Genomic DNA, 24,124 nt, shown 5'->3' on the forward strand with positions numbered 1-24,124 from the left:
GTAACGGTGATGTTGGATCAGCGGCTCATGTCGACGCGGGCGAGCCGCGGCGACAGGAAATGCACGCAGGCGAGTGCCACGAAATAGGCGCTGCCCGCCACCGCGAAGAGCGGCCAGTAGCTGCCGATCCGCGCGAGCACCTCGCCGGCATAGAACGACATCAGGATGCCGCCTATGGCGCCGACGGTGCCGCCGATGCCGATGACCGAACCGACGGCGCCGCGCGGGAACATGTCCGCCGGCAGGGCATAGAGATTGGCCGAGAAGGCCTGGTGCGCCGCGGTCGCGATGCCGATCACGGCCACCGCCATCCATACGCTGCTCAGCGATTCGGCAAACAGCACCGGCAACACCGCGAAGGCACAGACGAGCATCGTCACCTTGCGCGCTACATTGGCGCTGTACCCCGCGCGCATCAGCCGCGAGGAGAGCCACCCGCCGGCGACGCTGCCCATGTCGGACACGAGATAGATGGCGGCGAGCGGAATGCCGAAGGTCTTGAGGTCCAGCTGGTAGCGCTCGAACAGATAGCCCGGCAGCCAGAACAGGAAGAACCACCAGATCGGATCGATGAAGAACTTGCCGAGCGCATAGGCCCAGGTCTCGCGCTTGGCGAGCACCGCGCCATAGCCGAGCTTGACCACCGGGTCGGCCGGATCCTGCTCGATCCAGGCGAGCTCGCCTTCGCTCACCTTGGGATGCTCGCGCGGGCTGCGGTAGAGCGTCCACCAGGCGATCAGCCAGACGAAGCTGACCACGCCGGTGATGACGAAAGCCGAGCGCCAGCCCCAGGCCAGCACCATATAGGGAATGACCAGCGGCGTCAGCACCGCGCCGATATTGGCGCCGGCATTGAACACGCCGATCGCGAAGGCACGCTCCTTGGCGGGGAACCACTCGGTCACTGCCTTGATGCCCGCGGGGAAGTTGCCGGACTCGCCGATGCCCAGCGCGAAGCGGGCCAGCGCGAAGTGCATCAGGCTGTGCGCGGCACCGTGGAAGATATGCGCGACCTGCCAGATGACGAAGGCGATGGTGTAGCCGACCCGCGCGCCGACCTGATCGACCACCTTGCCGAAGATGATGTAGCCCACGGCATAGGCGAACTGGAACCAGATGATGACGCCGGCAAAGTCCTGTTCGGTCCAGTGCAGATCCGCCATCAGCGTCGGCTTGAGCACCCCGATCATCTGCCGATCGACGTAATTGATGATCGTGGCTGCGAACAACAGCCCGCAGATCACCCAGCGATACCGCCCTGCCCGTGCCACGGCGCCGCTTACTGCGGCTTCGCCCTTGCTCGCCATCAACTCTCCAATCCCACTTCGTGCCCCCGGGATCAGGCGATCCCGATCGAGCACCGTACGCCGAGCGTTTCGCCGAAGCGCGCTTCGACCAGCGCACCGGGTTGCACCTGGTGTACGCCGGTGACCGCGCCTGTCGAGATCCACTGGCCTGGCGCCAGCGGGAGCCCCTTGGCCGCCCGTTCGAACAGGAAGCGTACCGCCCCGATCGGTCCATCGAGCATCGCGCCCGCGGTGCCGGTTCCAGCAACTTCCCCGTCAATCGTTAGCGACACCGGCCATTGAAGGAAATCCTCTTCAGAAGATATACGGTATCCAATCAGGAGACCATTGTTGTTGCCGAAGTCCGAAATGGTCACGGCGGGGCCATGTTCGTTGATGCCGGCAAAGGGCGAGCTGGCAATCTCGATGCCGACACGAATTTCGCTGATATAGGGCAGCACCTCGTCATTCGACCAAGCCCGATCGAACCGTGGCGGCAGCGGGCCCAGCCGAACCAGATATTCCGCCTCGGCCGCGCCAAAGCCGTTGCGGAAGATCGGCATGGTCGGCTCTTCCCCGGCCTCCGCGTGCACCACATTGTCGACGAAGATCGGACCCGCGAGGCGATTGGCGCCATAGCGCTCGACCAGCGCATCCGGCACGCGTCCGACTTTCCAGCCTGCGATCGGCCTGTCGAACAGCGCGATGGCGCGCGTCTGGATGGCGTAGGCGTCGTCCAGCGTCTCGGGCATCGTGCCCGGATAGTCGGCGAATCCCTCGCGCGCCTGCCGTGCCGCCACAAAGGCCCGCGCGATGCGCTCCGCCGTCGCTTGCTCCGCCAATGCTTCGTCCCTCTCCCTGTGCGGGAGCCCGCCGGTCTTGCCGGGGGCACATGCCGCCTCGGATCCGCTGCAACGCGCTGCGGCCTCCGGTTTTGATACCGGTGTCAACTTACCGCGTCAACGGCGTATGCGGGGTTCTACCGAGGCTTGATGCTGCCGCAAGCCGCCGGAAGCGGCAAGCGCATTACGCACCGCGCAGTGCACGTTCCATCGCGGCGAAGCGTTGCGCCTCGTCCTCGATGCCCAGGCGCTCGTAGAACATGGCAAGGTTTCCGGCCGCCAGATAGCTGCCGCAGCCGACCACCGAGCCGTCGAGCAGCGGCTGCTCGCCGATCTCCAGACAGCGCAGCCACGCGCCCTCTACGACCGGCAGCAATTCGTCCAGCGCGAGCGCGGGCTCGCGGCTGGCCCATTCCAGATACAGGTCGGCGACCGCGAAATAGAAATCGGGCGATTGCGGCCAGGCCGCCTGTTCGGCATCGACCAGCGCCAGCGCCTCCGGCAGATGCCCTGCCTCCTTCAGCGCGCGGATCGTGGAGAGGATCACGGCGTGCCGATAGGCGGCCTGCGGCGCGGTCAGCGCGCAGGCGGTGCGCAGCGGCGCCACCGCCTCGTCCGCCGCGCCGCGGACCAGATGCTCGCGCCCGAGCTGGTACCAGAGATAGCCGTCCTCCGGCGCGTCGGCGAGTGCGGCCTGCAGCAGCGCCAGGTTGCGGCCGTGCTTGGCCGCGAGTTGCGCCTCGGCATAGCCGTCATGCCCGATCTGCAAGGCGCAGGGCACCAGCGGCAGCGCGGAAACCGGCTGCTCATGGATGCGCCCGGCATAGCGTACCCCGCGCGGCAGGATACGCGGAAGGAATCGGCGCGTGACATTGGCCGCCACGCCCTCGTTCCGCAGCTGGGCGCAACCGATGAAGCCGGCCCGCGCCCCTCCCGGAGGCAGCGCGTGCGTCCGCAACGCCTCGAACCCGCCATCGAGCCACTCGTCGGCGTCGAGCACCAGATTCCAGTCCGCGTCCGAATGGTGCAGCGCGGCGTTGCGGGCAGCGGCGAAGTCGTCGCACCAGTCGAACCGGAAAACGCGCGCGCCGCAATTCTCCGCGATTGCCACCGTCGCATCGTTGGAGCCGGTATCCAGCACGATCATCCGGTCGACATGCGGCCGTGCGCTATCCAGCGCCCGGGCAATCGCGCGCGCTTCGTTTCGAGCGATCATCACCAGTGCCAGCCGTGTCACGCGCACCTTTCCCCCGGCACCGCTGCGGCGCCACCTCCGCATTATAGGGGATGCGTACCGGCGATGCTGCTTCCGACGGCAGTTCACGGCATCCGTCGAGCGGCGAGGTTGACGCGCATCTTGTCCGCACAAGCCCTTGATGCACCAGTTTTACGCACCCGCACGGCCCACCCATGCACGACGGACTCTATAATGAAGGTCTTGCGGCCGGCCTCGTTCGGGTCGGTGCATCGGGGATCCACGGAATGAAACAGTTACTCGCACGTGTGCGCGTGCCCGTCAAAATCCTGACGGTGATCGCCATGATCAGCCTCGTCACGCTCATCATCACCGCCATCAGCGCCAGCAGCCTCTCTCGCACCAACCGGGAATATTCCGAACTCACGCTCGGCACGCTGCCCAGCACGGCGCATACGGCGCGGCTGAACCGCCTGATCGAGGGCATGGCCTATGCCGGCTATCGTGCGGTCGCCTATGACGGCAACAGCCCGATGGCGCGCCAGTCCCAGACCGAGGAACTGCAGAACTACACCCAGGCCAAGGCGCTGATGGACGAGATCGAACGCGAGGACGGTTCGGCCAAGCCGATCCTCGACGAAGTCCGCGGAACGATCGAGACGCTGCAGGACAAGACCGCGGCGGCGATCCGGCACGGCCTGCGCAACGACGATGCGCCCGCGTTGGCGCTGCTGCGCGAGGTCGATCCGGCCGTTCAGACGATTTCGCAGCGATTGTCGACGTTCAACAATCAGCGGACCAAGGACGCTGCCGACATCTCGCACGCGCTGCAGGCTGCCGGACAAGCAACCATGTGGACGCTGGTAACGATCAGCGTGATCGCGATCCTGTTCGCCATGGCGCTCGGCTATTTCGTCTCGCGCTTCGGCATCAGCGAGCCGCTCGACACGCTCCGCAATGCGATGCAGGCCGTTGCAGGCGGCGATCTCCGCACGGCCGTGCCCGGTACCGACCGCGGCGACGAACTCGGCGTGATGGCGCGTACCGTGGCGGTGTTCCGCGAGAACGCCATGGCGCAGGAAACGGATCGACGCGCCAAGGAAGCGTCCGACGCCGCCCAGAGCAGCCTGCTCGGTGCCCTGGATACGCGCCTGGACGCCCTCTCGCGCGGCGACCTGACCGCCTCGATCGACGCCGATGTCGCGCCGCAATTCGAGCCGGTGAAGAACAACTTCAACCGTGCCGTCACCAATCTGCGCCAGCTGATCGCGCAGGTGCTAGAGAGCGCCACCACGATCCGCACCGGCTCCGGCGAGATTGCCGCCGCGTCGGAGGATCTGGCCAAGCGCACCGAGGCCAATGCCGCCAGCCTCGAGCAGACTGCGGCTGCGGTCACGCAGATGGACCAGCGCCTGAAGGCGACGGCCCGTGCCGCCGATACCACCGTCCAGCGCACCAACGGCGCGATCGAAACGGTCCGCGATGGTCGCGTCATCACCGATACCGCCGTGCAGGCGATGACGCGCGTTTCGGAAGGTGCGAAGGGCATCGACAGCGTGATCGAAGGTCTCGACAAGATCGCCTTCCAGACGCGCGTGCTGGCGATGAACGCCGCCGTTGAGGCTGGCCGCGCCGGCGAGGCAGGCCGCGGCTTCGCGGTGGTCGCCGATCTCGTGTCGCAGCTGGCGATGCGCTCGGAAGAGGAGGCCAGCCGCGCGCGCGACCAGCTGAGCGCGACGCAGAAGGACATCGTCGAGGCGGTGCAGACCGTGCACCAGGTGGAAGGCGCGCTGGACAGCATCTCCACCGCGACCGCCGAAGTCCACCAGCTGGTCAGCGCGATGGCAACCGACAACCAGGCCCAGGCCTCGGCCATCTCGCAGATCGCCGCCGCGGTGCAGACGATGGACCACAGCACCCAGCAGAATGCCGCGATGGTGGAGCAGACCTCCGCCGCAGCGCGCAATCTGAACGCGGAAGTGTCCAGCCTCAGCGATTCCGCGCACAAGTTCGAGGTGGGCGGCCAACGGGCCGCGCGTGCCGCGCGCCCGACGCCGGCCAAGCCGCGGGCGAGCAGCGGCTATGTCTCGCCGGTGAAGCCGTTGCCGGTCGCCGCGATGGCCGATAGCGATGCGGGGGAATGGGCCAGCTTCTGACCCCTGCCCTGACGACCAGAACAGAAAACGGCCGGGAGAGCGATCTCCCGGCCGTTTCCTTATGCGAACAAGGGCATTCAGGCGGCGGCGAGACGCGCCGCCTTGCTGGCACGACGGCGCAGCGACGCGCCGACGAAGCCGACGCCCGCGATCATCAGGCCCCAGCTGGCCGGCTCCGGCACGCCGCTCGGGCCGAACACCGCGACCGGGTTGGCGGTACCGATGGTCGCGCCGGCAAGGCCGGGCGTACCGAGCGTGGTGTTGAACGCAGCGGCCGCTTCGTTGGTCAGCGTCAGCACCGAACCGGCGCCGAGGTTGAAGAGCGAGATGTTGCTGCCAAGCGTGAAGCCGTTGGCCGCGGCGCTGCCGCGGACCAGGCCGGCGGCGGTATCGATTTCGAAATCGCCGATGCTGAGCGTGTTGCCGCCCAGCGAGAAGTTCAGGCCCGAACCGGCGTGGTTGATGACCATCGCGCCGGTCGAGTCATTGCGGGTGCCGCCGGTGATGAGGAAGGCCGCGATGATGTCGCCGCCGACGAGGAAGGAGCTGGCCGTGCCATAGGTGGAGACATTGTAGCCGAGCGACTGGAACGTGCTGGTAGCGGTGAGATCGACGGCGGTGGCACCGCCGATGATCGGAGCGGCCGAAGCCGAGACGGGGGTAAGCGACAGACCCGCAACCAGGGCCGCCGCGCTCAGAGCGCCTTTAAACATCCGCAAATCCTCCTGAACAGGTACAACGCGCCAGGAACGGCCGCATGGTTCATGCCCGCATCATGGCAGCCCTCGAACCTTGCGGCGGCGCAGCAAGTTCCGCTCGCGCTCGCCCCCAAGTCCTCGGTTTACCTCAAAAATTAACCATGTTGCGCCAGGCCGGGCTTATCCGTCGACCGTCTGCGCAACTTTGCCGAACTACCGGTTCAGCCGGTGCAGCAACTGCGCGCGGAGCCGCCGTGCGGCCGTGGCGTCGATCGGTGCGAGCGGCCCGCGTGCCGCTTCGGGGAGGTGCGCTGCGGCACGATCCGGATCGCCGAACACATAATAGTCGAACAGCGCCTTCCAGGCCGCCTTTTCCGGCGCTGGACGGTCCCGCAGGCTGAGCAGGCCGTGCAGTAGCGTAAGCTGCGGCGTGTCCAGCCAAGCGGGGCTGGTGTTCCACCAATAGTTCACCAGCACGTTGAACGGTGCCAGCGCCTCGACATGATGCCACCACATCGCCGGATAGAAGAGCAGGTCGCCCGCCTCCATCTCCGCCACCTGCGCTGCCGCCATGGCGTCCCGGAAGCCGGGGTGCCGGTCGAAATCGGGTGCCGCGAAGTCGACCATGCTGACCACCTGCCCGCCCGGCGTCGGCTCGAGCGGACCGGGATAGAGGTTGGCGACCTGATCGGGCGGGAACAGCGTGAAGCGGCGGCGCCCGACCGCGCAGACGGCCAGGTTGTGCGACATGTCGTAATGGCAGCTGGCCGTGGTGCGGTTGCCGATCCAGATGCTGGCCAGATAGCGCTCAAACATCGGGTGGTCGAGCCGCAGATCATTCTCGGCGCGGAAGCCCGGCAGATACGCGTCGAGATCGGTCGAGCCGACATAGAAGCTCGGCGCCGCCGCCTCCCCGATCCGCGGGCGCATCGTGTCGAGCAGCGCGGTCAGCGGCTCGCGGCGGCCCGTGAAGTTCAGCCCGGTGACGCTGTCGTCATAGAAGAAGCGCCCCTCGATCTCGGGCGCGCCGGTGAAGGTCACCACCGGGCGACCGCCGTCGAACCGCTGCAGCAGGTCCATCGCCGCGTCCGCCGACGCCAGCCCGGCCCGCACCAGCGGCCAATCGGCGGCACCCCCCTTCAGGATCACCGGCTGCTGGTCCGCCATCAGCCGGTCGAAGGGGATGGCGTCCGGCGCCACGTCCTCGATCGTCCGCACGGCGGGCGCGGCCCCGGCCAATATGTTCATAGCGCGGCGACCGCGTTCTTGCGCTCGATGAGCGCGCTGATGTTGCCCAAAGACGACGCCGCCAGATAGGCGAGCCCCAGCAGATTGGCGCGGTGCAATTGCTCCAGCCCGCCGCCGTCCAGCGCCTCCAGCCGCTCGTGCGACAGCATCTGGAACCCGTCGATGCGGTAGCGCTGCGCATCGTGCAGGGTGACCTCGATCACATTGGCCTCCAGCAACCCCAGTTCGTGGAACAGGGCGTAGACCGGCGCCGCAGCGCCGATCCCGGCGTGGATACGTCCCAGCACGCGCGAGACATGATCGAGATAGCGGCTGGCGCCGCCCTGCGGCAGGAACAGCAATTCGCCGGCCTCCGTGCCGACGCGCGGATCGTCGAGATCGACGTGCACCGTCGGCCCTTCCTCGGGATCGGCGCCGTCGCCGGGGATCCCGATCGAGAAGGGCCCGCGCTGCTGGAGCGCGGGAACATAGCGGCTGGTCCAGCGCGCGCCGTCGAAAAAGAGGTTCTCGTCGAGGTCGAAGCCGGTGAGCGCCACCGCCTGCAGCCCCTCGCCCTCGGCTTCGCGGAACAGGATCGGGAATTCGCGCTGCGCGGCTTCGAACTCGGTGGGGAAGATAAGGATCTGGTTGGCGGCATCGCCGAATTCCGCACCGTGGCGAAAGGCGACGCGGAGGTCCTGGTGGAGCACATTGTCCAGCGCGACCGGGTTCGTCATTCGAAGTACATCCATCTTTCCAGGCAGCGCGCCCGGTTCGGTGGGACCATGGCGCAAAGCCTCGCCCCCCTCAACCGTCTGCGTCCCGCCAAGACACGGGAAAGGGCCGCTGCCCGAGGACAGCGACCCTCCCTCTCCACTCGCGCAGATGCGCGGCAGCTCAGAACTTGAAGCGCGCGCCGAGCAGGAAGCGGCGATCGAGCTCCTGGGCGAACCACAGCTGCTTCTCGTCCCGCGCATAGGTGCGCACGCTCTCCTCCGTCAGGTTGATCCCTTCGAAGGTGATCGCGATCTGCGGCGTGATCTCGTAGCTGATGTTCATGTCCAGCTGGCCGAACGGCGCCGTATATTCCGGATTGCGCGAACCCTGGCGGTTCACACCGGACAGCGACTTGCCGCGCCAGTTATAGGCGATGCGTGCCGAGATGCCGCTCTTGTCGTAGATCAGCGTGCCGCTGGCGGTATCGCTGAGGCCGACCAGCGCGAACTGGTCCTGCGACGGATCGGCGCCGATGTTGAAGCCGACATTGCCGCGCACCAGCGTGTACTGCGCCGCCACGCCGAAACCGGTGGAGCCAAGGAAATACTGGCCCGCCAGCTCGACGCCATACAGCTCGGCGTCCCTGTTGTTGATCGGCTGCGTCACCTGGAACTGCCACAGCGCGTCGGCACCATCGGCCTGGATCCGCGGACCGTTGTTGATCGACTGGATGAAGGCTTCGTCCAGTGCGCGCGTGGTGGTGTTGTAGTTCGCGTTGAACTGCGACACCGCGGCGGTCGTCGATCCGGTGGACTGGATCAGCGAGGTCATCACGTAGAGATTGACGTCGCTGGTGTCCGCCCCGATGCCCTGCAGTGCCTCGCGGGCCCTGCCCGAACGGCTGCCGGCCACGGCCGATGTCGGATCGCGCAGACCGAACAAGGTCGAGTTGTACTGGCCGTTGCCGATGAAGTTGCGCACCCGCTTGTCGAAGAACGACACCGAGAAGTAGCTGTCCGGCTTGAAGTACCATTCCAGCGACGCATCGAAATTGTCCGAGATCAGCGGACGCAGACGGGCGTTGCCGGTGCTGCCGGTCGGGATGCCGCCGTTGATGCTGGGACGCGGCGGACCGCCCACCGTGACCGAGGTGTACAGGTTGTTGTAGTTCGGCCGGGCGATCGTCTTGCTGTAGGAAATGCGCGCCAGCAGGTTCCGCTGCAGCTCGACCTGGAAGTCGACCTGCGGAAGAATGTTGTCGTAGCTGCCGCCATCGCTGAGATACTGGCCCTGGTTGGACAGCACCACGGTGAAGTCGTTGTCCGAATCCCATTCGATGCCCGCCGGGACGGCGGTCAGCGAGGTCGTGTTCGACTTGGTGTGCTCGTAGCGCAGGCCACCCACGAGGCGCGCCGGCGCGTTGCCGATCTCGCCCTTCCAGGTCAGCTGGCCATAGGCCGCCCAGATTTCCTCGTCGACGCGATTGTCGTTGCGGCTGTTGACCGCCACGGCATTCCCGCGGCTCGCATAGAAGGGCGACAGGATCGAGTAGATCGCCGCGCCGTTGCCCCGGAAGGCGAGCTGCGAATCGGGGTCCGATCCGGGATTATAGTGTTCGAACTTGCAGACGAGGCAGAAGGCCTGCAGCGCGCCCGGCGCCTGCCGCTGCACGTCGCCCGGATTGGCGAGGCCCCAGTCGCCCAGCGTCTGCTGCGTCTCCGTGTAGTTCTGCGTGGTTTTCACCTTGCGGTAATTGCCGCCGAAGTCGAACCGGCTGCCCTCGCCCAGATCCCAGCCGAAGTCCGCGCGCACTTCCTTGACCTTCTGGTCCTGGAGCGAGCGACGGGTACGGCCAATCGACGAGCCGACATCGTTGATGTCGAGCGGGGCGCTGGCGCCGAGCGTGATGTCCTGCTGCGGGATGCCGCCGAGATAGGTGACCGAATGCGCCGCCACGACGTTCGCGCCCATGCCCATCAGCGTCGAGCTGACTCCGTTGGGATTGTCCGGGCGGCTGGAGGCCGAGCTGATATGCCCGTCGACGTTGAGCGAGAAGTTGGGCGTGATCTCCCACTTCGCATTCAGGCCGTAATCCTCGATCTTGCTCTTCTGCGCGCGCGACTGGGCCTCGAAGCCCTCGTCCTTCTGACCGCCCAGCGTTTCGTGCAGATAGGTCGCCGTGGCGACGGTGGTGTTGCTGTCGAACGTCACCTCGTCGAACGGACGGCTGAACCAGTTGGACACGTCCGAACGCTCTTCGCGCTGCTTGTTCTGCGCATAGAGCGCGTCGGCGGTCAGCGTCAGCGTGTCGGTCGGCTTGAACTGCACCGTGGCCTGGCCGTTGATGCGCTCGCGGCTACCCTCGGCATAGTGGTAGCGGCTGTCATTCGGGATCGCGACGAGCTGGTTCGGATTGCTCGGTGCGTTCTTGACGACGGTGCAGGTGGGCGTCGCGGCGCCCGTGCAGGCGCCGCCGCTGCGCGCGAAGCCACCGGTCAGGAAGGTGCTGTAGGGGATGATGTTCCAATCGTTCGACGTGGCCGAGATCGACGTGAAATTGCGCTTCTGGTAGCTGCCGAACAGGTTGAAGCCGAGCCGCTGCTCGGTGTCGCTCCAGCTGAGCACGCCGGAAAATTCCGGCGTCACCTTGGAACCGCAATCGAGGCAGCCGTCGACGCTGGTATCGTACACCGCCTTGGCGCCGACGCTGCCGCTCAGGCCGGCCGTGCCATTGTCGAGCGGACGACGCGTGACGACGTTGATCGTCGCGCCGATGCCGCCGGACGGGACCGCCGCGCGGCCGGTCTTGTAGACCTCGAGCGTGCGAACGCCCTCGGTCGCGAGGTTCGAGAAATCGAACGAACGCGTCGTGCCCTGGGCGCCGTCCGAATTCTGGTCACCGCCGACGACCGCGACGTTCGCAGCCGCGAGCTGGCGCCCGTTCAGCGTCACCAGGTTGAAATTGGGGCCGAAGCCGCGGACCGTGACCAGCGAGCCTTCGCCGTTGGTGCGGTTGATCGACACGCCCGGAATACGCTGCAGCGACTCCGCCAGGTTGGTATCCGGGAACTTGCCGATATCTTCGGCCGAAATCGCATCGACGATGCCGGGCGCCTCGCGCTTGATCGCGATGGATCGCTCCAGCGATGCGCGAATGCCGGTGACGACGATTTCTTCGCCCTGGGTGCCTTCTTGTGGCGCCGCATTGTTGGCAACGTTGTCGGTCTGCGCCTGTGCAATCGTTGGCAGTACCATGCAGGCAGCAACTGCCATCATGGAAGCCGAGCGCGACCATAGGATCGAACGCGATACGCTCTTCATGTCCCCTCCTCTGCCGACATTTCTTGTCGGAAACCGTTATTGTTGCGAATACCCCGATGCATTCGCGACTACGGTATCGCTACCATCGGTCGCGACATTGTCAATGTTGGAAACATAAAGCTGTTAGACAGGTTTGATTTTGTCGGCAGGTGTGTTTTCGATGTTACAGCCTGAAATACGCTTTCATTAGTGCAACAAACTTGCGCGGGCTGGTGTAATGCCGCAACCTGTCGGACCGAAACGGCCTGGTTTGCGGGATTTTGGCGCCGGCCTCACTCCGCGCGCGCCAGCAAGCGGCGCGCCTGTTCGAGGTGGGGGCGGTCGATCATCTTTCCATGCAGTCGCAGGGCACCCGCGGTCGGGTTGTCGTCGAACGCGCTGACGATCTCCCGCGCCGAGGCAACCTCCTCGGGGCTGGGGGTAAAGCCGCGATGGATCGCCTCGATCTGCGCCGGATGGATGGCGAGCATGCCGGTGAACCCGTCGCGACGCCCGCGCGCGACATAGGCGACAAGCCCGTCGATATCGGCGATGTCGGGATAGACGGTCTCGATCGCCGGCACGCCAGCGGCATGTGCGGCGAACAGGGCAAGCGAGCGTACCATTGCGAAGGGCGCGGTGTACGCGCCGTCGCTTTCCCGGGCGCTCACCGCACCGATCGCAGCGGGCAGATCCTCCGCGCCCCAGGTCAGCCCCGCGAGATGCGCCGCGACGTCGCCATAGCTACCGAGCTGGAACAAGGCAGAAGGCGTCTCGGTGGCAATGGGCAAAATCGGCGGACACACCGCTCCGCTCTGCGCGACCAGCGCCACCAGCGCACGGATCGCACCGGCGCCGTCCGCCTTGGGCAGCACCAGCCCGGCGGGGCGGCACGCGGCGAGCGCAGCGAGATCGGCATGGATGGCGGCAGTGCCCAGCGGGTTCACCCGCACGAAACAGGGAGTATCCGGCATGTCCGCGAGCCAGGCGCCGATCGCTTCGCGGGCGACGTCTTTCCGCTCCGCCACCACCGAGTCCTCAAGGTCGAGGATCAGCGCATCCGCGCCGCTGGCGGCCGCCTTGGCGAAACGCTCCGGCCGATCGCCCGGCACGAACAGCAGCGACCTAAGACGCATGGCACCCCTCTCCCTTGTTGAGAGGGGTGCCATGGCATCATCGGGGGCGGGCTGGCAACTGCCAGCCCTTATCGGTCACTCCCCGCTGCCGGGCTCGGCGATCTTGCGGTGCTGCTCGGCGGTGACCGATTGCGGCAGCACGCCGGCGCCGGCGACCTGCAACTTGTTGGACAGGCCGGAGACGATGTTGTCCGTGCCCTTCATCAGCGCCGTCCAGCCATCCTTGGCGACGTCCGCCGGATCGGACTTGCTCTCGCTCTGGCCGACCTTGGTGTCCATCATGCCGGCGCGCTCGAAGAACTCGGTCTCGACCGGGCCGGGCAGCAAGGTGGTGATGGTGATGCCCTCCACCTCCTTCAGCTCGTTGCGGATCGCCGCGGCGAAATTGTCCACGAACGCCTTGGTGCCGTTATACACCGCCTGGAAGCTGCCCGGGATCCAGCCCGCGACCGAGCCGGTGATCAGCACCTTGCCCTCGCCCGCATCGCGCATCTGCCGCAGCACCTTCTGCAGCAGATAGACGGTGCCGGTGACGTTGGTGTCGATCACATGGCGCCACGCGGCGACGTCCTGGTCGAGAAAGCCGCCGCCCAGCCCGTGGCCGGCATTGGCGCAGAGCAGGTCGATCCGCCGCCCGCCGGCCGCCGCGAGCAGCCGGTCGACACCTTCCAGGGTCGAGAGGTCGGTTTCGACCGACTGCACCTCGACGCCCTCGCCCTGCAGCGCGGCGGCGGCATCGACCAGCGGGGTATCCGCCACCACCAGCAGGTCATAGCCGTCGCGCGCCGCGAGCCGCGCCAGTTCGAGGCCGATGCCGGTCGAGGCGCCGGTCACGATCGCAAACTTGTTCGCCATGGGAGTCTCTCCTTATTCGGCCGCCAGCGCCATGCCGGGCTTCAGCACGACCTTGGTCACTTCGTTCTGGTTGTCGTGGAACATCTTGTAGCCCTGCGGCGCCTGCTCCAGCGGCAGGGTGTGGCTGATCAGGAAGGTCGTATCGATCTTCTCTTCCAGGATCGCGTTGAGCAGCGCGGGCATATAGTGCTGGACATGGGTCTGGCCGGTCTTGAGCGTCAGCCCCTTCTCCATCAGCGCGCCGAGCGGGAACTTGTCGACGAAGCCGCCATAGACGGCCGGCATCGAGACGCGTCCGCCCTTGCGGCAGGCGAGGATCGCCTGGCGGATCGAGTGGATGCGATCGGTGCCGAGAAAGGTCGATTTCTTGATCTGGTCCAGCACGTTATCCGCGAAGAAGCCGTGCGCCTCCAGTCCGACGCTGTCGATCACCGCATCGGGGCCGATGCCGCCGGTCATCTCGAACAGCGCGGCCGCCGTGTCGGTCTCCTCGAAGTTGATCGTCTCAGCGCCGAAGCGGCGGGCGAGTTCGAGGCGGCGCGGGAAATGGTCGATCGCGATCACGCGCTCGGCCCCCATCAGGAAGGCGGACTGCACCGCGAACAGGCCCACGGGGCCGCAGCCCCAGACCGCGACGGTATCGCCCGGCTCGATCTCGGCATTCTCCGCCGCCATCCAGCCGGTGGGCAGAATGTCGGAAAGGAACAGCACCTTGTCGTCCTCGATGCCGTCCGGGATCACGATCGGGCCGACATCGCTGAACGGCACGCGGACATATTCGGCCTGGCCGCCGGCATAACCGCCGGTGAGATGGCTGTAGCCGAACAGCCCGGCCATGGGCTGGCCGTAGAGTTCCTGGCCGATGTCCTGATTGTCGGCGGGGAGCCCGTTCTCGCAGCCCGAATATTGGTGCTTGCCGCAATGATAGCAGGAACCGCAGGCGATGGTGAACGGCACCACCACGCGCTGGCCCTTCTTCAGCGTCGACTTCGCGCCGATCTCGACCACCTCGCCCATGAACTCATGGCCAAGGATGTCGCCGGCCATCATCGTCGGGATATAGCCGTCATAGAGATGGAGGTCGGAGCCGCAGATCGCGGTAGAGGTGATCTTGATGATCGCGTCGCGCGGGTTGAGGATCTCGGGATCGTCGACCGTGTCGACGCGGACGTCGTGCTTGCCGTGCCAGGTGAGTGCGCGCATCAGCTCCGCTCCTCTTCGAGTTGCTTGCGGGTCCGGGCGGAGGTGGCCACCTCGCCCGTCTCCATCAGTTGCTTGAAGCGGCGCAGGTCGCGCTGCGCCTGCATCTTCGGCTCGCGCTGGAAGATGCGCGAAATCACGCGGCCCAACGTGCCGAACGGCTGATCATAGTTGATCGTCGCGACCACCACGGTGCCGCGCGCGCCGGCGTCGCGAAACTCGATGCGACCGCTATTGGGGATGTCGGCGCCCTCCTCGGAGGCCCAGGCGATCAGTTCGCCCTCGCGATCCTCGGTGATCCGCGAGTCCCACTCGACGATGCCGCCGCCGGGCGATTTCACCACCCAGTGGCTCCGCTCGCTATTCAGCACCTCGATGCGGACGACATTGTCGAGAACCGACGGCAGGTTGTTGAAATCGCGCCAGAAGGCGTAGAGTTCGGCGCGCGGTCGATTGATCGTCACCGCGCGCGCGACCAGCTTGTCGCCGCGCTGGACGATCAGCCCGTCGGTGGCTTCATCGATCGCCTGGCGCTCGTTGTTGGCAGTACTCAGCGGCGCGTCGTCCTGTGACGCGCGGTTCATCGTCTCGGCCATAATGCCTCCGTTGGCGGTTCAGCCCTGCGGCGAACCCGGCTGCTTGGGGGGAAGATCGTCATCGCCCTCGGCGGGTGCCGGGGTCGAGGTGGCGGCGGGGTTGGTCTCGGTCGAGCCGGGGTCGCGCTGTTCGTCGCGCACCTCGGGATCGTTCGGCGGTGTGGCCATGATCCAGTCTCCTGCACTTGGGGGAGGTGCAAAGGGTAACCACCGGGGCGGGCGCGGGTTGCAAAATTTTGTTGAAGGTAACGTGGGTTAGGCTCGGCTGGGCGAGGAACGGACCTGCACTCCCCTTCCGCCCGCGGGCGGGGCTGGGGGAGGGTCTGCTGCGCCGGTGAAGAAAGAACCGACACGTCGCACCCTCCCCTATCCCCTCCCGCAAGCGGGAGGGGGAATTAAGAAGGAGCGGGAGGGTGCCGAGTCAGCGCCCGTAGATCCGATCCAGCACCTCGGCCGAGCGCGCGAAATGCTCGGCCTCCGCATCGAAGCGCGGCGAGTGCGCCAGTTGCTCCGCCCAGGCCGCGGCAGCGCGACCGCCCCAGGCGTCCGGCGGGCTCGCCAGCAGCGTCTTTGCGGTACCGGTGAACCGCTCCGCGACGAAATCATAGAAGCTCCCGCCGACGTTGCGCAGCGCCGCGCCGCCCTCCGTGCCGTAGAAGACCGCGGAAATCTCCGCGTCGGTGCCGGCATGCACCCGCCACGAACAGGCGAGCCGCACATCGGCATCCCCCGCCCGGAACGCGGCGGTGGCATAATCCTCCACCTGCGCCGCGCCGAGCGGCTCGCCCTGCGCCCGCAACGATGCCGTAACCCCGTCCACCGCCGGAAAGCCCAGCGTCCACAGCGCCAGATCGACCAGATGCACGCCCAAGTCGATCACGCAGCCCCCGCCCGACTGCGCCGGATCGTAGAACCACGGCTTGTCCGGCCCATAGGCGTTGTGGAACACAAGATCGACCGCGAAGACATGGCCGAGCGCGCCCTCCTGCACCAGCGCCGCGATCGCGCGCATCCCCTCGGTATGGCGATAGGAGAGATCGACCCCGAGCAGCCGGTCGGCCGTACGCGCGGCGGCGATCACCGCCTCCACCTCTGCAGCCGTCCGCCCGAGCGGCTTCTGGCAGAACACCGCGACGCCCGCTTCCAGCGCGCGGATGCTCTGCTCGGCATGGAGTGCACTGGGCGTGGCGATGACGATGCCGTCGAGACCCAGCGCCAGCATCGCCTCCAGCCCGTCGACCGCCTGCGCTTCCGGCGCTAGCGCCCGCGCCTGCTCGGCCCCTTCGGGAGAGGGATCGGCAAAGGCGGCTGCCTCGATCGCGCCGGTGGCGAGCATCGCTTCCATCCGGTGGCGACCGATCCAGCCGGTGCCGAGAAACCCCACGCGCCGCCTCATCGCAGCATCACCAGCGCCTTGACGAAATGCTCGGGCTTGTCGCGCGTCGCCGCCAGCGCCTCGCCGAGTTCCTCCAGCGCATAGCGATGGGTGTAGAGCGGCGACGGGTCCAAGCGGCCGCTCGCCACCGCGTCCACTGCCTCGCGCAGCCCCTGCATCTGCACCGCGGGATCACGCTCATGCGCGTTGATCACGTCAATACCCTTCCAGTTCCAGCCCTGCATGTTGACCTGGCGCGGTCCGTCCTGGTGATAGCCGGCAACGACCAACCTGCCGCCGAACCCGATCAGTTCGCCGGCAAGATCGAGCGGCCATTGCTTGCCCACCGCCTCGATCACGCGTTCGCACATCGCTTCCTCGGTCAGCGCCTTCACCGCCTCGATGATGGCGTAGTGATCGTGCATCGGGATCGTCTCGGCCGCGCCATAGTGGCGGGCGAGATCGAGCGATTCCTGCCGCCGCGAGATCGCGATCACCCGCGCACCGGCGTCGGTGGCCAGCTTGGTGAGCACCGCGCCGAGAAAGCCGATGCCGATGATCGCCACCGTCTGACCTTCGCGAATGTCGCTGCGGCGGAAGATGTTGAACGCGCAGCCGAGCGGCTCGCCCGGAAAGGGCTGACCGGAGAGGCTGTCGGGCAGCTTCACGACCATGTCGGCCTTCGCCACGTCATAGTCGGCGAAGCTGCGGAAGGAGAGCGCGGCAACCCGATCGCCCGGCATCAAGCCCTCGACGCCCTCGCCGACCACGTCGATCTCGCCCCAGCCCTCATGGCCGAGCCCGCCGGGGTCCCCCGGGAACTGGCTCCAGGGCTGGCCCTGCCACGGCTCTACGTTGGAGGCGCAGACGCCGCAGCCCTCCAGCCGGATGCGCACTTCGCCCCGTCCCGGTGCGGGGAGCGTCGCGGCGTCGATGCGGATATGCTCCGGACCTTCGAGGATCGCCGCGCGCATCATGCGTCTTCCTCCTGCAACCAATTGAGTTTGCGTGATGTTGTCGGGCGATGATCGAACCACTCCAGGGCATGGGCGCCACGCTCCGCCAGAACATCGAAGACCTCACGGCGCGGCAGCGTCAGGACGCCGAGCGCGCACCGCTCAGTGACAAGGTGGCGGATCGGATCACCCGCTTCACGGGATCGATGACGTTCGTGGTGCTGCATCTTATCCTCTTCGGGGTCTGGATTTCAGTGAATTTGGGTGTGCTGCCGGTGCTGCCGCGCTTCGATCCCACCTTCGTCGCGCTGGCGATGGTCGCATCGGTGGAGGCGATCTTCCTCTCGACCTTCGTGCTGATCAGCCAGAACCGGATGGCAGTCGCCGCCGACCGGCGGGCGGACCTGGACCTGCACGTGAGCCTGCTGGCAGAGCACGAGCTGACCAAGCTTGCCGTGCTGGTCGAGCGGATTGGGGACAAGCTCGGGGTGCCGACCGACGATCCCGAGCTGAAGGAGATCCAGACCGACGTGGAGCCGGTGCAGGTGCTCGATGCGCTGGACGAGAGCCGCAAGGAAAAGGGGATCGAGTGAAGATCCTGCCCGGCACGGGGAGGATCCGAGCGTCGCCACCCTCACTTCCCCGCGATGAACGCTTCCACCGCCTCGTAGGCATCGTCGTCCGGCATCTGCTCGGGCGGGTGCTTGCAGAACCAGGCGGCCGCCGGGAGGATCGCCCCGCCCAGCCCGCGGTCCTGCGCCAGCTTGGCGCAACGGATCATGTCGATCGCCACGCCGGCGCTGTTCGGGCTGTCCTCCACCGACAGGCGCAGTTCGAGGTGCATCGGCACGCCGCCGAACATCTGGCCCTCCATCCGCAGGAAGCAGATCTTGTTGTCGTTCTGCCACGCGACATAGTCGCTGGGGCCGACATGGATGTTCTCGTCCTCCAGCCGCACCTCGGCGACCGACTGCACCGCCTCGGTCTTCGATTCCTTCTTCGAGGCCAGCCGCGACCGGTTGAGCATGTTGAGGAAGTCGGTGTTGCCGCCGGTGTTCAGCTGGTAGGTCCGCTCCAGCTTGACGCCGCGCTTGCGGAACAGGTCCGTCAGCACGCGGTGGACGATGGTCGCGCCCAGCTGCGCCTTGATGTCGTCGCCGATGATCGGCACCCCCGCCGCCGCGAACCGCGCCGCCCATTCGGGATTGCTGGCGATGAACACGGGGATGTTGTTGACGAACGCCACCCCGGCCTCGAGCGCGCATTCGGCATAGAATTCGGTCGCCGCCTGCGAACCGACCGGCAGATAGTTCATCAGCACATGCGTGTTCGTCTCGCGCAGCGCCTGGACGATCTCGTCCTTGCTCGGCTCGCTGCCATCGGCCAGCAGAAAGGTACGCTCCGGCGCATAGTCGGCCATGTGGTCGGCGACCCCGTCCAGCACCCTGCCCATCCGCACCTTGGCGCCGGTGTGCCGCACCTCGTCGCAGAACACCGCGGTGCAGTTCGGCTTGGCGAAGATCGCCTCGGCGACGTCCTGCCCCACCTTGCGGCTGTCCACATCCCAGGCGGCGACGACCCGGATGTCGCTGGGCGCATAGCCGCCCAGCTCCGGGTGCATCAGCCCGACCATGTCGTTGGCACCGGCGCGGTAATGCTCGATACCCTGGACCAGCGAACTGGCGCAGTTGCCGACACCCACGAGCGCGACATTGATGGCATGGCGATCTGGGGACAGCATCAGGCGGACCTCCTCTCGGCGGCGAGACGCTCGTCGCGGTTGAACAGCAAAGGGTTGAGCTCGGGCTGGCTGGCCGCCAGCGCCACGGGGGTGACCGGCGCCGCCACGGTGGCGGTGCCGGCATAGCGGTCGATCATCCAGGCGCAGAAATCAGCAAAGGCCTGCGGATCGCGCGCCGGGCTGGTGTGGTGCGGCGCGATCCCAAGATGCTCGGGGGTGAAGCAGAAGGTGACGGTGACGTCGAAGTCCGCCAGCGCCTCCATCTGCCGGTCGAACCAATCGACCGCATTCTCGCGGAAGCTGTCCGCCCAGCTCAGCCCGGTGCGGATCCGGCGGGTGCCGAGCCGCTTCATCCACGCCACCGCCTCGTCGAGCCGGGGATCGTGGAAGTGGAACCACTGCATCAGGCCGATCTCGGCGGCATGCTCGGCATAGATGTCGAGCGCGGGCTTGGGCGTGCCGTCCTCACGGATCAGGCCCAGGTAGAAATGGCGATAGTAGGAGGAGCCTTCCGCCTCGCGGTGGCGGGTCTCGGCGCCCCAGCTCGTCGGCAGGTCGAACAGCGAATACCAGAAGACGCGCTCGGCACGCCCGCGCAGCAACTCGACCGTGCGGCGCAGGCCGAATGCCTGCACTTCCTCGGCGCCGAACGAGCTGACGCCGACCTCGGTGACCCAGACCGGCTTGTCGGTGACCGCCTGGATCTCGGCGATCTTGTCCGGCCAGGCGGCGAGCGGCCAGAGGTTCCAGTCGAGCGGAAAGCCGTGGACGGCGACAACGTCGACCGAATCGAGCGCGCCATGCGCTTCCATCCGCTTCAGCCAGTGCGGGTCGATCGGCGACATGCCGCCGAGCACGCGCGGCAGCGTGGGGTGCACCGCGCGGATGGCGTTGCCCGCCGCGATCACGTGCTTCGCGAACATCGACCAGTCGGGGTCGATCGCGGGGTCCCAGTGCGACTTGTTGTTGGGCTCGTTCCAGAGCATCGCCGCTTCGATCATGCGGCGTCCCCCTTGGCCGGATACACTGCGGCGGGGCCATGTTCGGCATAGGGCACGTCGGCGACGCGGCACCAATAGACTTCGGACTCGGGGTTCGCCTCGATGGTGAAGCCCGCCGCGCGCAGCATCGCCTGGCTGGCGGCGGCGTTGGGCGCCCACCAATTGGTCCAGTCGTGCGCGAACCGGCGCTCGATGAAGTGCAGCTTGGGATAGCCGGGATCGTCGAAATAGGCCGGCGGATCGAAGGTGCCGGGCAGGTGGAAGGGATGGTCCTCCGGCACCGCGGCGACGCTGTCCGATCCCTGCTGCATCGTCTGGAACAGCATGAACTCGCCGGCGACGTGCTCGCGGATCAGGTCCAGCGCCAGCAGCGGGTGGCGCAGATGGTAGAGCACGCCCATGAAGATGACGATGTCGAAGCGCCGGCCGAGCGCGGCCACGTCGTAGACCGAACGGTTCTCGAAGCGCACATCATCGAAGCCCAGCGTCTCCGCCGCGAACCGCGCCTGCGCCAGATAGCGTTCGTCGCTGTCGATGCCGAGCACCTCGCCCGCCCCGCGCCGCTTCATCTCGAAAGAATAGAAGCCCGCATTGCAGCCGATATCGAGCACCGAGCGCCCCTCAAGATCGGCCGGCAGCGCATCGGCGAAGCGGGCGAACTTGAAGGCGGGATAGTCGCCGAGGAAATGGTCCGGCGCCGTCTCCACGCCCTGGATGCGGATGTTCTGGAACCACGGCCCCAGCGCATCGATGCGCGTGCGCAGATCGTCCGCCGGCGCGGGCCGCGCGGCTGCGAGATTTCTCATTCCTGTCCCCCGTTGAGCTTGAGCAGACGCGATCCCCAATTGCCGATCAGCAGTGTGCTGACCGAACCGGGATCGACGTCGAAGGCGAGCAGGCGATCGAGGCCCAGCCCTAGATAATGGGCGATCACGCCCCGAATGATGTCGCAGTGGCTGACGCAGAGCAGCGTCCCGCTCCACCCGCGCTGCACCAGCGCATCGAGATGACCGACGGCGCGCCCCGTCGCCTCCGCCATCGCCTCGCCATTGGGCGGGCGCGCCACCGATCGCTGCCGGTTCCAGGCGCGCCATTCGGGATCGCGCTCCAGCTCGTCGAAACTGCGCCCGGTCCAGGCGCCGAAATCGACCTCGTCCAGCGCCTCCACCACCTGTGCGCGCACGCCGATGCGATCGCCGATGATCTCGGCCGTGGCGCGGGTGCGTTCGCGCGGGCTGCAATGGATCGCCGCAACGGGGATCTCGCGCGCGAAATGGGCGGCAAGCCACTGCGCCTGGGCATGCCCCGCCGCGGTCAACGGTGACTGCGCGCTACGTCCGCTCAGCACCCGGCCGACATCGTCATGCGCGCCGTGCCGGATCAAATGTACTTTTGCAGTCATCAGAAGGTTTGCAGCCTGTCAGCATCAACTTAGATGCATGCGTAACAACCGCATCGCCGCAATAGTTCCAATTAACTTAGATCATCTTCCTATATTCAACAAGTTAAATATGATCGTTACGTCACGATCATCGGGAACAAAGATGAAGAAGAAGCTGTTTGGATTCTCGGCTGATGGTTTCTCTAGCGAGTCATCATTTTGTCACGACTTACCTAGGTTAGTTTTCAAGGCAGGAAAGCATCGACATGGCGGAAAAGGTGCTCGTAACGGGCGGCGCGGGGTTCATCGGGTGCCAGGTTTCGGCGGAGTTGCTGCGCAGGGGGCACCAGGTCCGCGTACTCGATTCGATGCTGGAGCAGGTCCATGGCGACCGCGAGCGCCCCGAAGCACTGGACGGCGAGGTCGAGCTGATCCGCGCCGATGTGCGCGACGGGGATGCGGTCGCCCGGGCGCTGCAGGGCGTCGACAGCGTGATCCACCTCGCCGCCGAGGTCGGTGTCGGCCAGTCGATGTACGAGGTCGAGCGCTACACCTCCGCCAACGATGTCGGCACCGCCGTGCTGTTCGAGCGGCTGATCGACAATCCCGTTCGCCGCGTCGTCACCGCCTCGTCGATGAGCATCTATGGCGAGGGCCTGTACCGCGACGCCGACGGCAATCTCGTCGAACATGCCGAGCGCGGCGTGGTTCGCGACGGCCAGCAGCAGTGGAATCCGCTCGACGCGCAGGGCCGCCCGCTCGAACCGGTCGCCACGCCCGAATGGAAGCGGCCGAGCCTCGCCTCGATCTACGCGCTCAACAAATATGTGCAGGAGCGCACCACCCACATCATGGGCGCACCCTATGGCATCGAGACGACGTGCCTGCGGCTGTTCAACGTCTATGGCCCCGGCCAGGCGCTGTCGAACCCCTATACCGGCGTGCTCGCGATCTTCGCCTCGCGGCTGCTCAACGGCCAGCGCCCGATGATCTTCGAGGATGGCGCGCAGCGCCGCGACTTCGTCCATGTCAGCGACGTCGCCCGTGCCTTTGCCGAAGCGCTCACCCTGCCCCAGGCCGCCGGGCAGACCTTCAACATCGGCTCGGGCGACGATCGCTCGGTGACCGAAGTGGCAGAGGCGCTGGCCCGCGCGATGGGCCGCAACGATGCCGCGCCGGAAATCGTCGGCAAGGCGCGTGTGGGCGATATCCGGCATTGCTTCTGCGACACCAGCCTCGCCAGGGAGAAGCTCGGCTTCGAGGCGCGCCAGGATTTCGAGGCCGGTCTCGCCGAACTCGCCGACTGGGTGCAGCAGCAGACCGCCGAAGACCGGGTCGCGCAGGCGCGCGCCGAGCTCGAGAAGCGGGGCCTGGTCGCATGAACGGCGACGAGCGGCCGATCCTGATCACCGGCGGCGCAGGCTTCATCGGCTCCAACCTCGCCGACCGGCTGGCCCGCCAGGGCGAGACGGTGATACTCTACGACGCGCTGCGCCGCCCCGGCGTGGAGCGCAACCTCGCCTGGCTGCAGGCGCGGCACGGCGATCGCATCCGGCCGCTGATCGCCGACATTCGTGAAACCAGGAAGCTGGCGGAAGCGGTGCAAGCGGCGCGCGCGGTGTTTCACTTCGCCGCGCAGGTGGCGGTGACCACCAGCCTCACCGATCCGACCGGCGATTTCGAGGTCAACATCGCCTCGACCTTCGCGCTGCTGGAGGCGGCGCGCACCGCCGCCACCCCGCCGCCGGTGATCTTCGCCTCGACCAACAAGGTCTATGGCGACCTTGCCGATCTGGATTTCGCGCTGGGCGACAACGGCTATCAGCCGGTCGACCGCGCGGTGCACGCGCGCGGCATCGGCGAGGCACGGCCGCTCGATTTCCACACGCCCTATGGCTGTTCCAAGGGCGCGGCCGACCAATATGTGCTCGACTATGCCCGCAGCTACGGCCTGCCGACCGGGGTGTTGCGGATGAGCTGCATCTATGGCCAGCGCCAGATGGGCACCGAGGATCAGGGCTGGGTCGCGCATTTCCTGATCCGCGCGCTCGAAGGCGCGCCGATCACTCTTTATGGCGACGGGCACCAGGTGCGCGACATTCTCGACGTGTCGGATGCGGTGGACGCCTATATCGCCGCCTGGCGACAGATCGACCGGGTATCGGGCCAGGCCTTCAACCTCGGCGGTGGACCCGCCAATGCGGTGAGCCTGCGCACGCTGCTCGCCCATGTCGAGACGATCACCGGTCGCCCGCTCGACCTGCAGTTCGACGACTGGCGCGCCGGCGACCAGCGCTATTTCGTCGCGGACACCAGCAAGGCGCGTGCGGCGCTGGGGCTCGGCACGCCGACCGGATGGCGGGACGGCGTCACGGCGCTTGCCCATTGGCTCGGCGAGGAACGCGGCCTGCCGGTCGATCGCCCGGCAGCACGCGAGCGCATGGCGGCAGCCGCGCTGTGAC

The 24,124-nt window shown here is 66.9% G+C and carries 22 protein-coding genes; 4 read left to right on the plus strand and 18 right to left on the minus strand.

Translation table 11 applies throughout. The features are described from left to right. Positions 1–17: 17 nt before the first annotated feature. The 3 genes from S2M10_RS02315 to S2M10_RS02325 form a co-directional block, all read right to left on the minus strand. A complete protein-coding gene (locus S2M10_RS02315) occupies positions 18–1,307 on the minus strand; it encodes an MFS transporter (protein ID WP_168844672.1) in 1,290 nt (429 codons plus the stop codon). Positions 1,308–1,339: 32 nt separating this feature from the next. Next, entirely contained in the window at positions 1,340–2,128 is a 789-nt protein-coding gene (locus tag S2M10_RS02320; RefSeq protein ID WP_168844673.1) for a 2-keto-4-pentenoate hydratase, read from the minus strand. A 184-nt stretch (positions 2,129–2,312) separates the two neighbouring features. Continuing rightward, complete coding sequence (locus S2M10_RS02325; RefSeq protein ID WP_348770516.1) at positions 2,313–3,365, minus strand: glycosyltransferase family 2 protein; 1,053 nt, start codon at positions 3,363–3,365, stop codon at positions 2,313–2,315. 245 nt (positions 3,366–3,610) lie between these two features. Here S2M10_RS02325 and S2M10_RS02330 point away from each other — a divergent pair, with 245 nt between their 5' ends. After that, complete coding sequence (locus S2M10_RS02330) at positions 3,611–5,479, plus strand: methyl-accepting chemotaxis protein (protein WP_168844675.1); 1,869 nt, start codon at positions 3,611–3,613, stop codon at positions 5,477–5,479. A gap of 77 nt (positions 5,480–5,556) precedes the next feature. Here S2M10_RS02330 and S2M10_RS22540 read toward each other — a convergent pair whose 3' ends face one another. From S2M10_RS22540 to S2M10_RS02385, 11 genes are all read right to left on the minus strand, one after another. Beyond that, positions 5,557–6,192: a PEPxxWA-CTERM sorting domain-containing protein gene (locus S2M10_RS22540; protein WP_168844676.1), complete on the minus strand. Its 636-nt coding sequence runs from the start codon at positions 6,190–6,192 to the stop codon at positions 5,557–5,559. Positions 6,193–6,390: 198 nt separating this feature from the next. After that, the gene (locus S2M10_RS02340) at positions 6,391–7,425 is read right to left on the minus strand and encodes a cupin-like domain-containing protein (protein ID WP_168844677.1); all 1,035 of its coding nucleotides are present in this window, start codon (positions 7,423–7,425) and stop codon (positions 6,391–6,393) included. Beyond that, positions 7,422–8,141 (minus strand): SapC family protein, encoded by a 720-nt coding sequence (locus S2M10_RS02345; RefSeq protein ID WP_168844678.1) that lies wholly within the window; start codon positions 8,139–8,141, stop codon positions 7,422–7,424. The genes S2M10_RS02340 and S2M10_RS02345 overlap by 4 nt, the downstream gene beginning before the upstream one ends. Before the next feature lie 160 nt (positions 8,142–8,301). Continuing rightward, positions 8,302–11,442 (minus strand): TonB-dependent receptor, encoded by a 3,141-nt coding sequence (locus S2M10_RS02350; RefSeq protein ID WP_168844679.1) that lies wholly within the window; start codon positions 11,440–11,442, stop codon positions 8,302–8,304. A gap of 272 nt (positions 11,443–11,714) precedes the next feature. Continuing rightward, on the minus strand, positions 11,715–12,557 hold the full coding sequence (locus S2M10_RS02355; protein WP_168844680.1) for a CoA ester lyase: 843 nt from the start codon (positions 12,555–12,557) through the stop codon (positions 11,715–11,717). Between the two features lie 75 nt (positions 12,558–12,632). Beyond that, a complete protein-coding gene (locus tag S2M10_RS02360) occupies positions 12,633–13,412 on the minus strand; it encodes an SDR family NAD(P)-dependent oxidoreductase (protein WP_168844681.1) in 780 nt (259 codons plus the stop codon). Between the two features lie 12 nt (positions 13,413–13,424). Next, positions 13,425–14,615 carry a zinc-dependent alcohol dehydrogenase gene (locus S2M10_RS02365; RefSeq protein WP_168844682.1) on the minus strand — a complete coding sequence of 397 codons (1,191 nt, stop codon included), beginning with the start codon at positions 14,613–14,615 and terminating at the stop codon, positions 13,425–13,427. Beyond that, entirely contained in the window at positions 14,615–15,208 is a 594-nt protein-coding gene (locus tag S2M10_RS02370; RefSeq protein ID WP_247650568.1) for an SRPBCC family protein, read from the minus strand. Before S2M10_RS02370 ends, S2M10_RS02365 begins: the two co-directional genes overlap by 1 nt. Before the next feature lie 18 nt (positions 15,209–15,226). After that, entirely contained in the window at positions 15,227–15,376 is a 150-nt protein-coding gene (locus S2M10_RS02375; protein WP_168844683.1) for a hypothetical protein, read from the minus strand. Positions 15,377–15,629: 253 nt separating this feature from the next. After that, positions 15,630–16,592, minus strand: a complete 963-nt coding sequence (locus S2M10_RS02380) for a Gfo/Idh/MocA family oxidoreductase (RefSeq protein ID WP_348770517.1) — start codon at positions 16,590–16,592, stop codon at positions 15,630–15,632. A gap of 8 nt (positions 16,593–16,600) precedes the next feature. Then, positions 16,601–17,560, minus strand: coding sequence for a zinc-binding dehydrogenase (locus tag S2M10_RS02385; protein ID WP_168844685.1), 960 nt, complete (start codon positions 17,558–17,560; stop codon positions 16,601–16,603). A 47-nt stretch (positions 17,561–17,607) separates the two neighbouring features. Between S2M10_RS02385 and S2M10_RS02390 the strand changes: the two genes are divergently transcribed. After that, positions 17,608–18,132 carry a DUF1003 domain-containing protein gene (locus S2M10_RS02390; RefSeq protein WP_168844686.1) on the plus strand — a complete coding sequence of 175 codons (525 nt, stop codon included), beginning with the start codon at positions 17,608–17,610 and terminating at the stop codon, positions 18,130–18,132. 41 nt (positions 18,133–18,173) lie between these two features. Here S2M10_RS02390 and S2M10_RS02395 read toward each other — a convergent pair whose 3' ends face one another. From S2M10_RS02395 to S2M10_RS02410, 4 genes are read right to left on the minus strand one after another with little or no spacing between them, the layout of a single operon-like run. After that, positions 18,174–19,280 (minus strand): inositol-3-phosphate synthase, encoded by a 1,107-nt coding sequence (locus S2M10_RS02395; RefSeq protein WP_168844687.1) that lies wholly within the window; start codon positions 19,278–19,280, stop codon positions 18,174–18,176. After that, positions 19,280–20,281: a glycosyl hydrolase gene (locus tag S2M10_RS02400; RefSeq protein ID WP_168844688.1), complete on the minus strand. Its 1,002-nt coding sequence runs from the start codon at positions 20,279–20,281 to the stop codon at positions 19,280–19,282. Before S2M10_RS02400 ends, S2M10_RS02395 begins: the two co-directional genes overlap by 1 nt. Beyond that, positions 20,278–21,087, minus strand: coding sequence for a TIGR04290 family methyltransferase (locus S2M10_RS02405; RefSeq protein WP_168844689.1), 810 nt, complete (start codon positions 21,085–21,087; stop codon positions 20,278–20,280). Before S2M10_RS02405 ends, S2M10_RS02400 begins: the two co-directional genes overlap by 4 nt. After that, positions 21,084–21,683 (minus strand): histidine phosphatase family protein, encoded by a 600-nt coding sequence (locus S2M10_RS02410; protein ID WP_168844690.1) that lies wholly within the window; start codon positions 21,681–21,683, stop codon positions 21,084–21,086. The genes S2M10_RS02405 and S2M10_RS02410 overlap by 4 nt, the downstream gene beginning before the upstream one ends. A 245-nt stretch (positions 21,684–21,928) precedes the next feature. Here S2M10_RS02410 and S2M10_RS02415 point away from each other — a divergent pair, with 245 nt between their 5' ends. Together S2M10_RS02415 and S2M10_RS02420 are read left to right on the plus strand one after the other, a co-directional pair. Continuing rightward, positions 21,929–23,044: an NAD-dependent epimerase/dehydratase family protein gene (locus tag S2M10_RS02415; protein ID WP_168844691.1), complete on the plus strand. Its 1,116-nt coding sequence runs from the start codon at positions 21,929–21,931 to the stop codon at positions 23,042–23,044. Beyond that, on the plus strand, positions 23,041–24,123 hold the full coding sequence (locus S2M10_RS02420) for an SDR family NAD(P)-dependent oxidoreductase (protein WP_168844692.1): 1,083 nt from the start codon (positions 23,041–23,043) through the stop codon (positions 24,121–24,123). Before S2M10_RS02415 ends, S2M10_RS02420 begins: the two co-directional genes overlap by 4 nt. Position 24,124: the final 1 nt, after the last annotated feature.

Source organism: Sphingomonas sp. S2M10 (assembly GCF_012650175.1).
GTDB lineage: Bacteria > Pseudomonadota > Alphaproteobacteria > Sphingomonadales > Sphingomonadaceae > Sphingomonas.

Bases quoted from the DNA above. Each gene is read 5' to 3' on its own strand.
- S2M10_RS02350 (WP_168844679.1), bottom strand. From the start codon at position 11,442: ATGAAGAGCGTATCGCGTTCGATCCTATGGTCGCGCTCGGCTTCCATG.
- S2M10_RS02395 (WP_168844687.1), bottom strand. From the start codon at position 19,280: ATGCTGTCCCCAGATCGCCATGCCATCAATGTCGCGCTCGTGGGTGTC.
- S2M10_RS02420 (WP_168844692.1), top strand. From the start codon at position 23,041: ATGAACGGCGACGAGCGGCCGATCCTGATCACCGGCGGCGCAGGCTTC.
- S2M10_RS02330 (WP_168844675.1), top strand. From the start codon at position 3,611: ATGAAACAGTTACTCGCACGTGTGCGCGTGCCCGTCAAAATCCTGACG.
- S2M10_RS02315 (WP_168844672.1), bottom strand. From the start codon at position 1,307: ATGGCGAGCAAGGGCGAAGCCGCAGTAAGCGGCGCCGTGGCACGGGCA.
- S2M10_RS02410 (WP_168844690.1), bottom strand. From the start codon at position 21,683: ATGACTGCAAAAGTACATTTGATCCGGCACGGCGCGCATGACGATGTC.
- S2M10_RS02385 (WP_168844685.1), bottom strand. From the start codon at position 17,560: ATGATGCGCGCGGCGATCCTCGAAGGTCCGGAGCATATCCGCATCGAC.
- S2M10_RS02405 (WP_168844689.1), bottom strand. From the start codon at position 21,087: ATGAGAAATCTCGCAGCCGCGCGGCCCGCGCCGGCGGACGATCTGCGC.
- S2M10_RS02355 (WP_168844680.1), bottom strand. From the start codon at position 12,557: ATGCGTCTTAGGTCGCTGCTGTTCGTGCCGGGCGATCGGCCGGAGCGT.
- S2M10_RS02345 (WP_168844678.1), bottom strand. From the start codon at position 8,141: ATGACGAACCCGGTCGCGCTGGACAATGTGCTCCACCAGGACCTCCGC.
- S2M10_RS02415 (WP_168844691.1), top strand. From the start codon at position 21,929: ATGGCGGAAAAGGTGCTCGTAACGGGCGGCGCGGGGTTCATCGGGTGC.
- S2M10_RS02340 (WP_168844677.1), bottom strand. From the start codon at position 7,425: ATGAACATATTGGCCGGGGCCGCGCCCGCCGTGCGGACGATCGAGGAC.
- S2M10_RS02375 (WP_168844683.1), bottom strand. From the start codon at position 15,376: ATGGCCACACCGCCGAACGATCCCGAGGTGCGCGACGAACAGCGCGAC.
- S2M10_RS02390 (WP_168844686.1), top strand. From the start codon at position 17,608: ATGATCGAACCACTCCAGGGCATGGGCGCCACGCTCCGCCAGAACATC.
- S2M10_RS02360 (WP_168844681.1), bottom strand. From the start codon at position 13,412: ATGGCGAACAAGTTTGCGATCGTGACCGGCGCCTCGACCGGCATCGGC.
- S2M10_RS22540 (WP_168844676.1), bottom strand. From the start codon at position 6,192: ATGTTTAAAGGCGCTCTGAGCGCGGCGGCCCTGGTTGCGGGTCTGTCG.
- S2M10_RS02400 (WP_168844688.1), bottom strand. From the start codon at position 20,281: ATGATCGAAGCGGCGATGCTCTGGAACGAGCCCAACAACAAGTCGCAC.
- S2M10_RS02370 (WP_247650568.1), bottom strand. From the start codon at position 15,208: ATGGCCGAGACGATGAACCGCGCGTCACAGGACGACGCGCCGCTGAGT.
- S2M10_RS02365 (WP_168844682.1), bottom strand. From the start codon at position 14,615: ATGCGCGCACTCACCTGGCACGGCAAGCACGACGTCCGCGTCGACACG.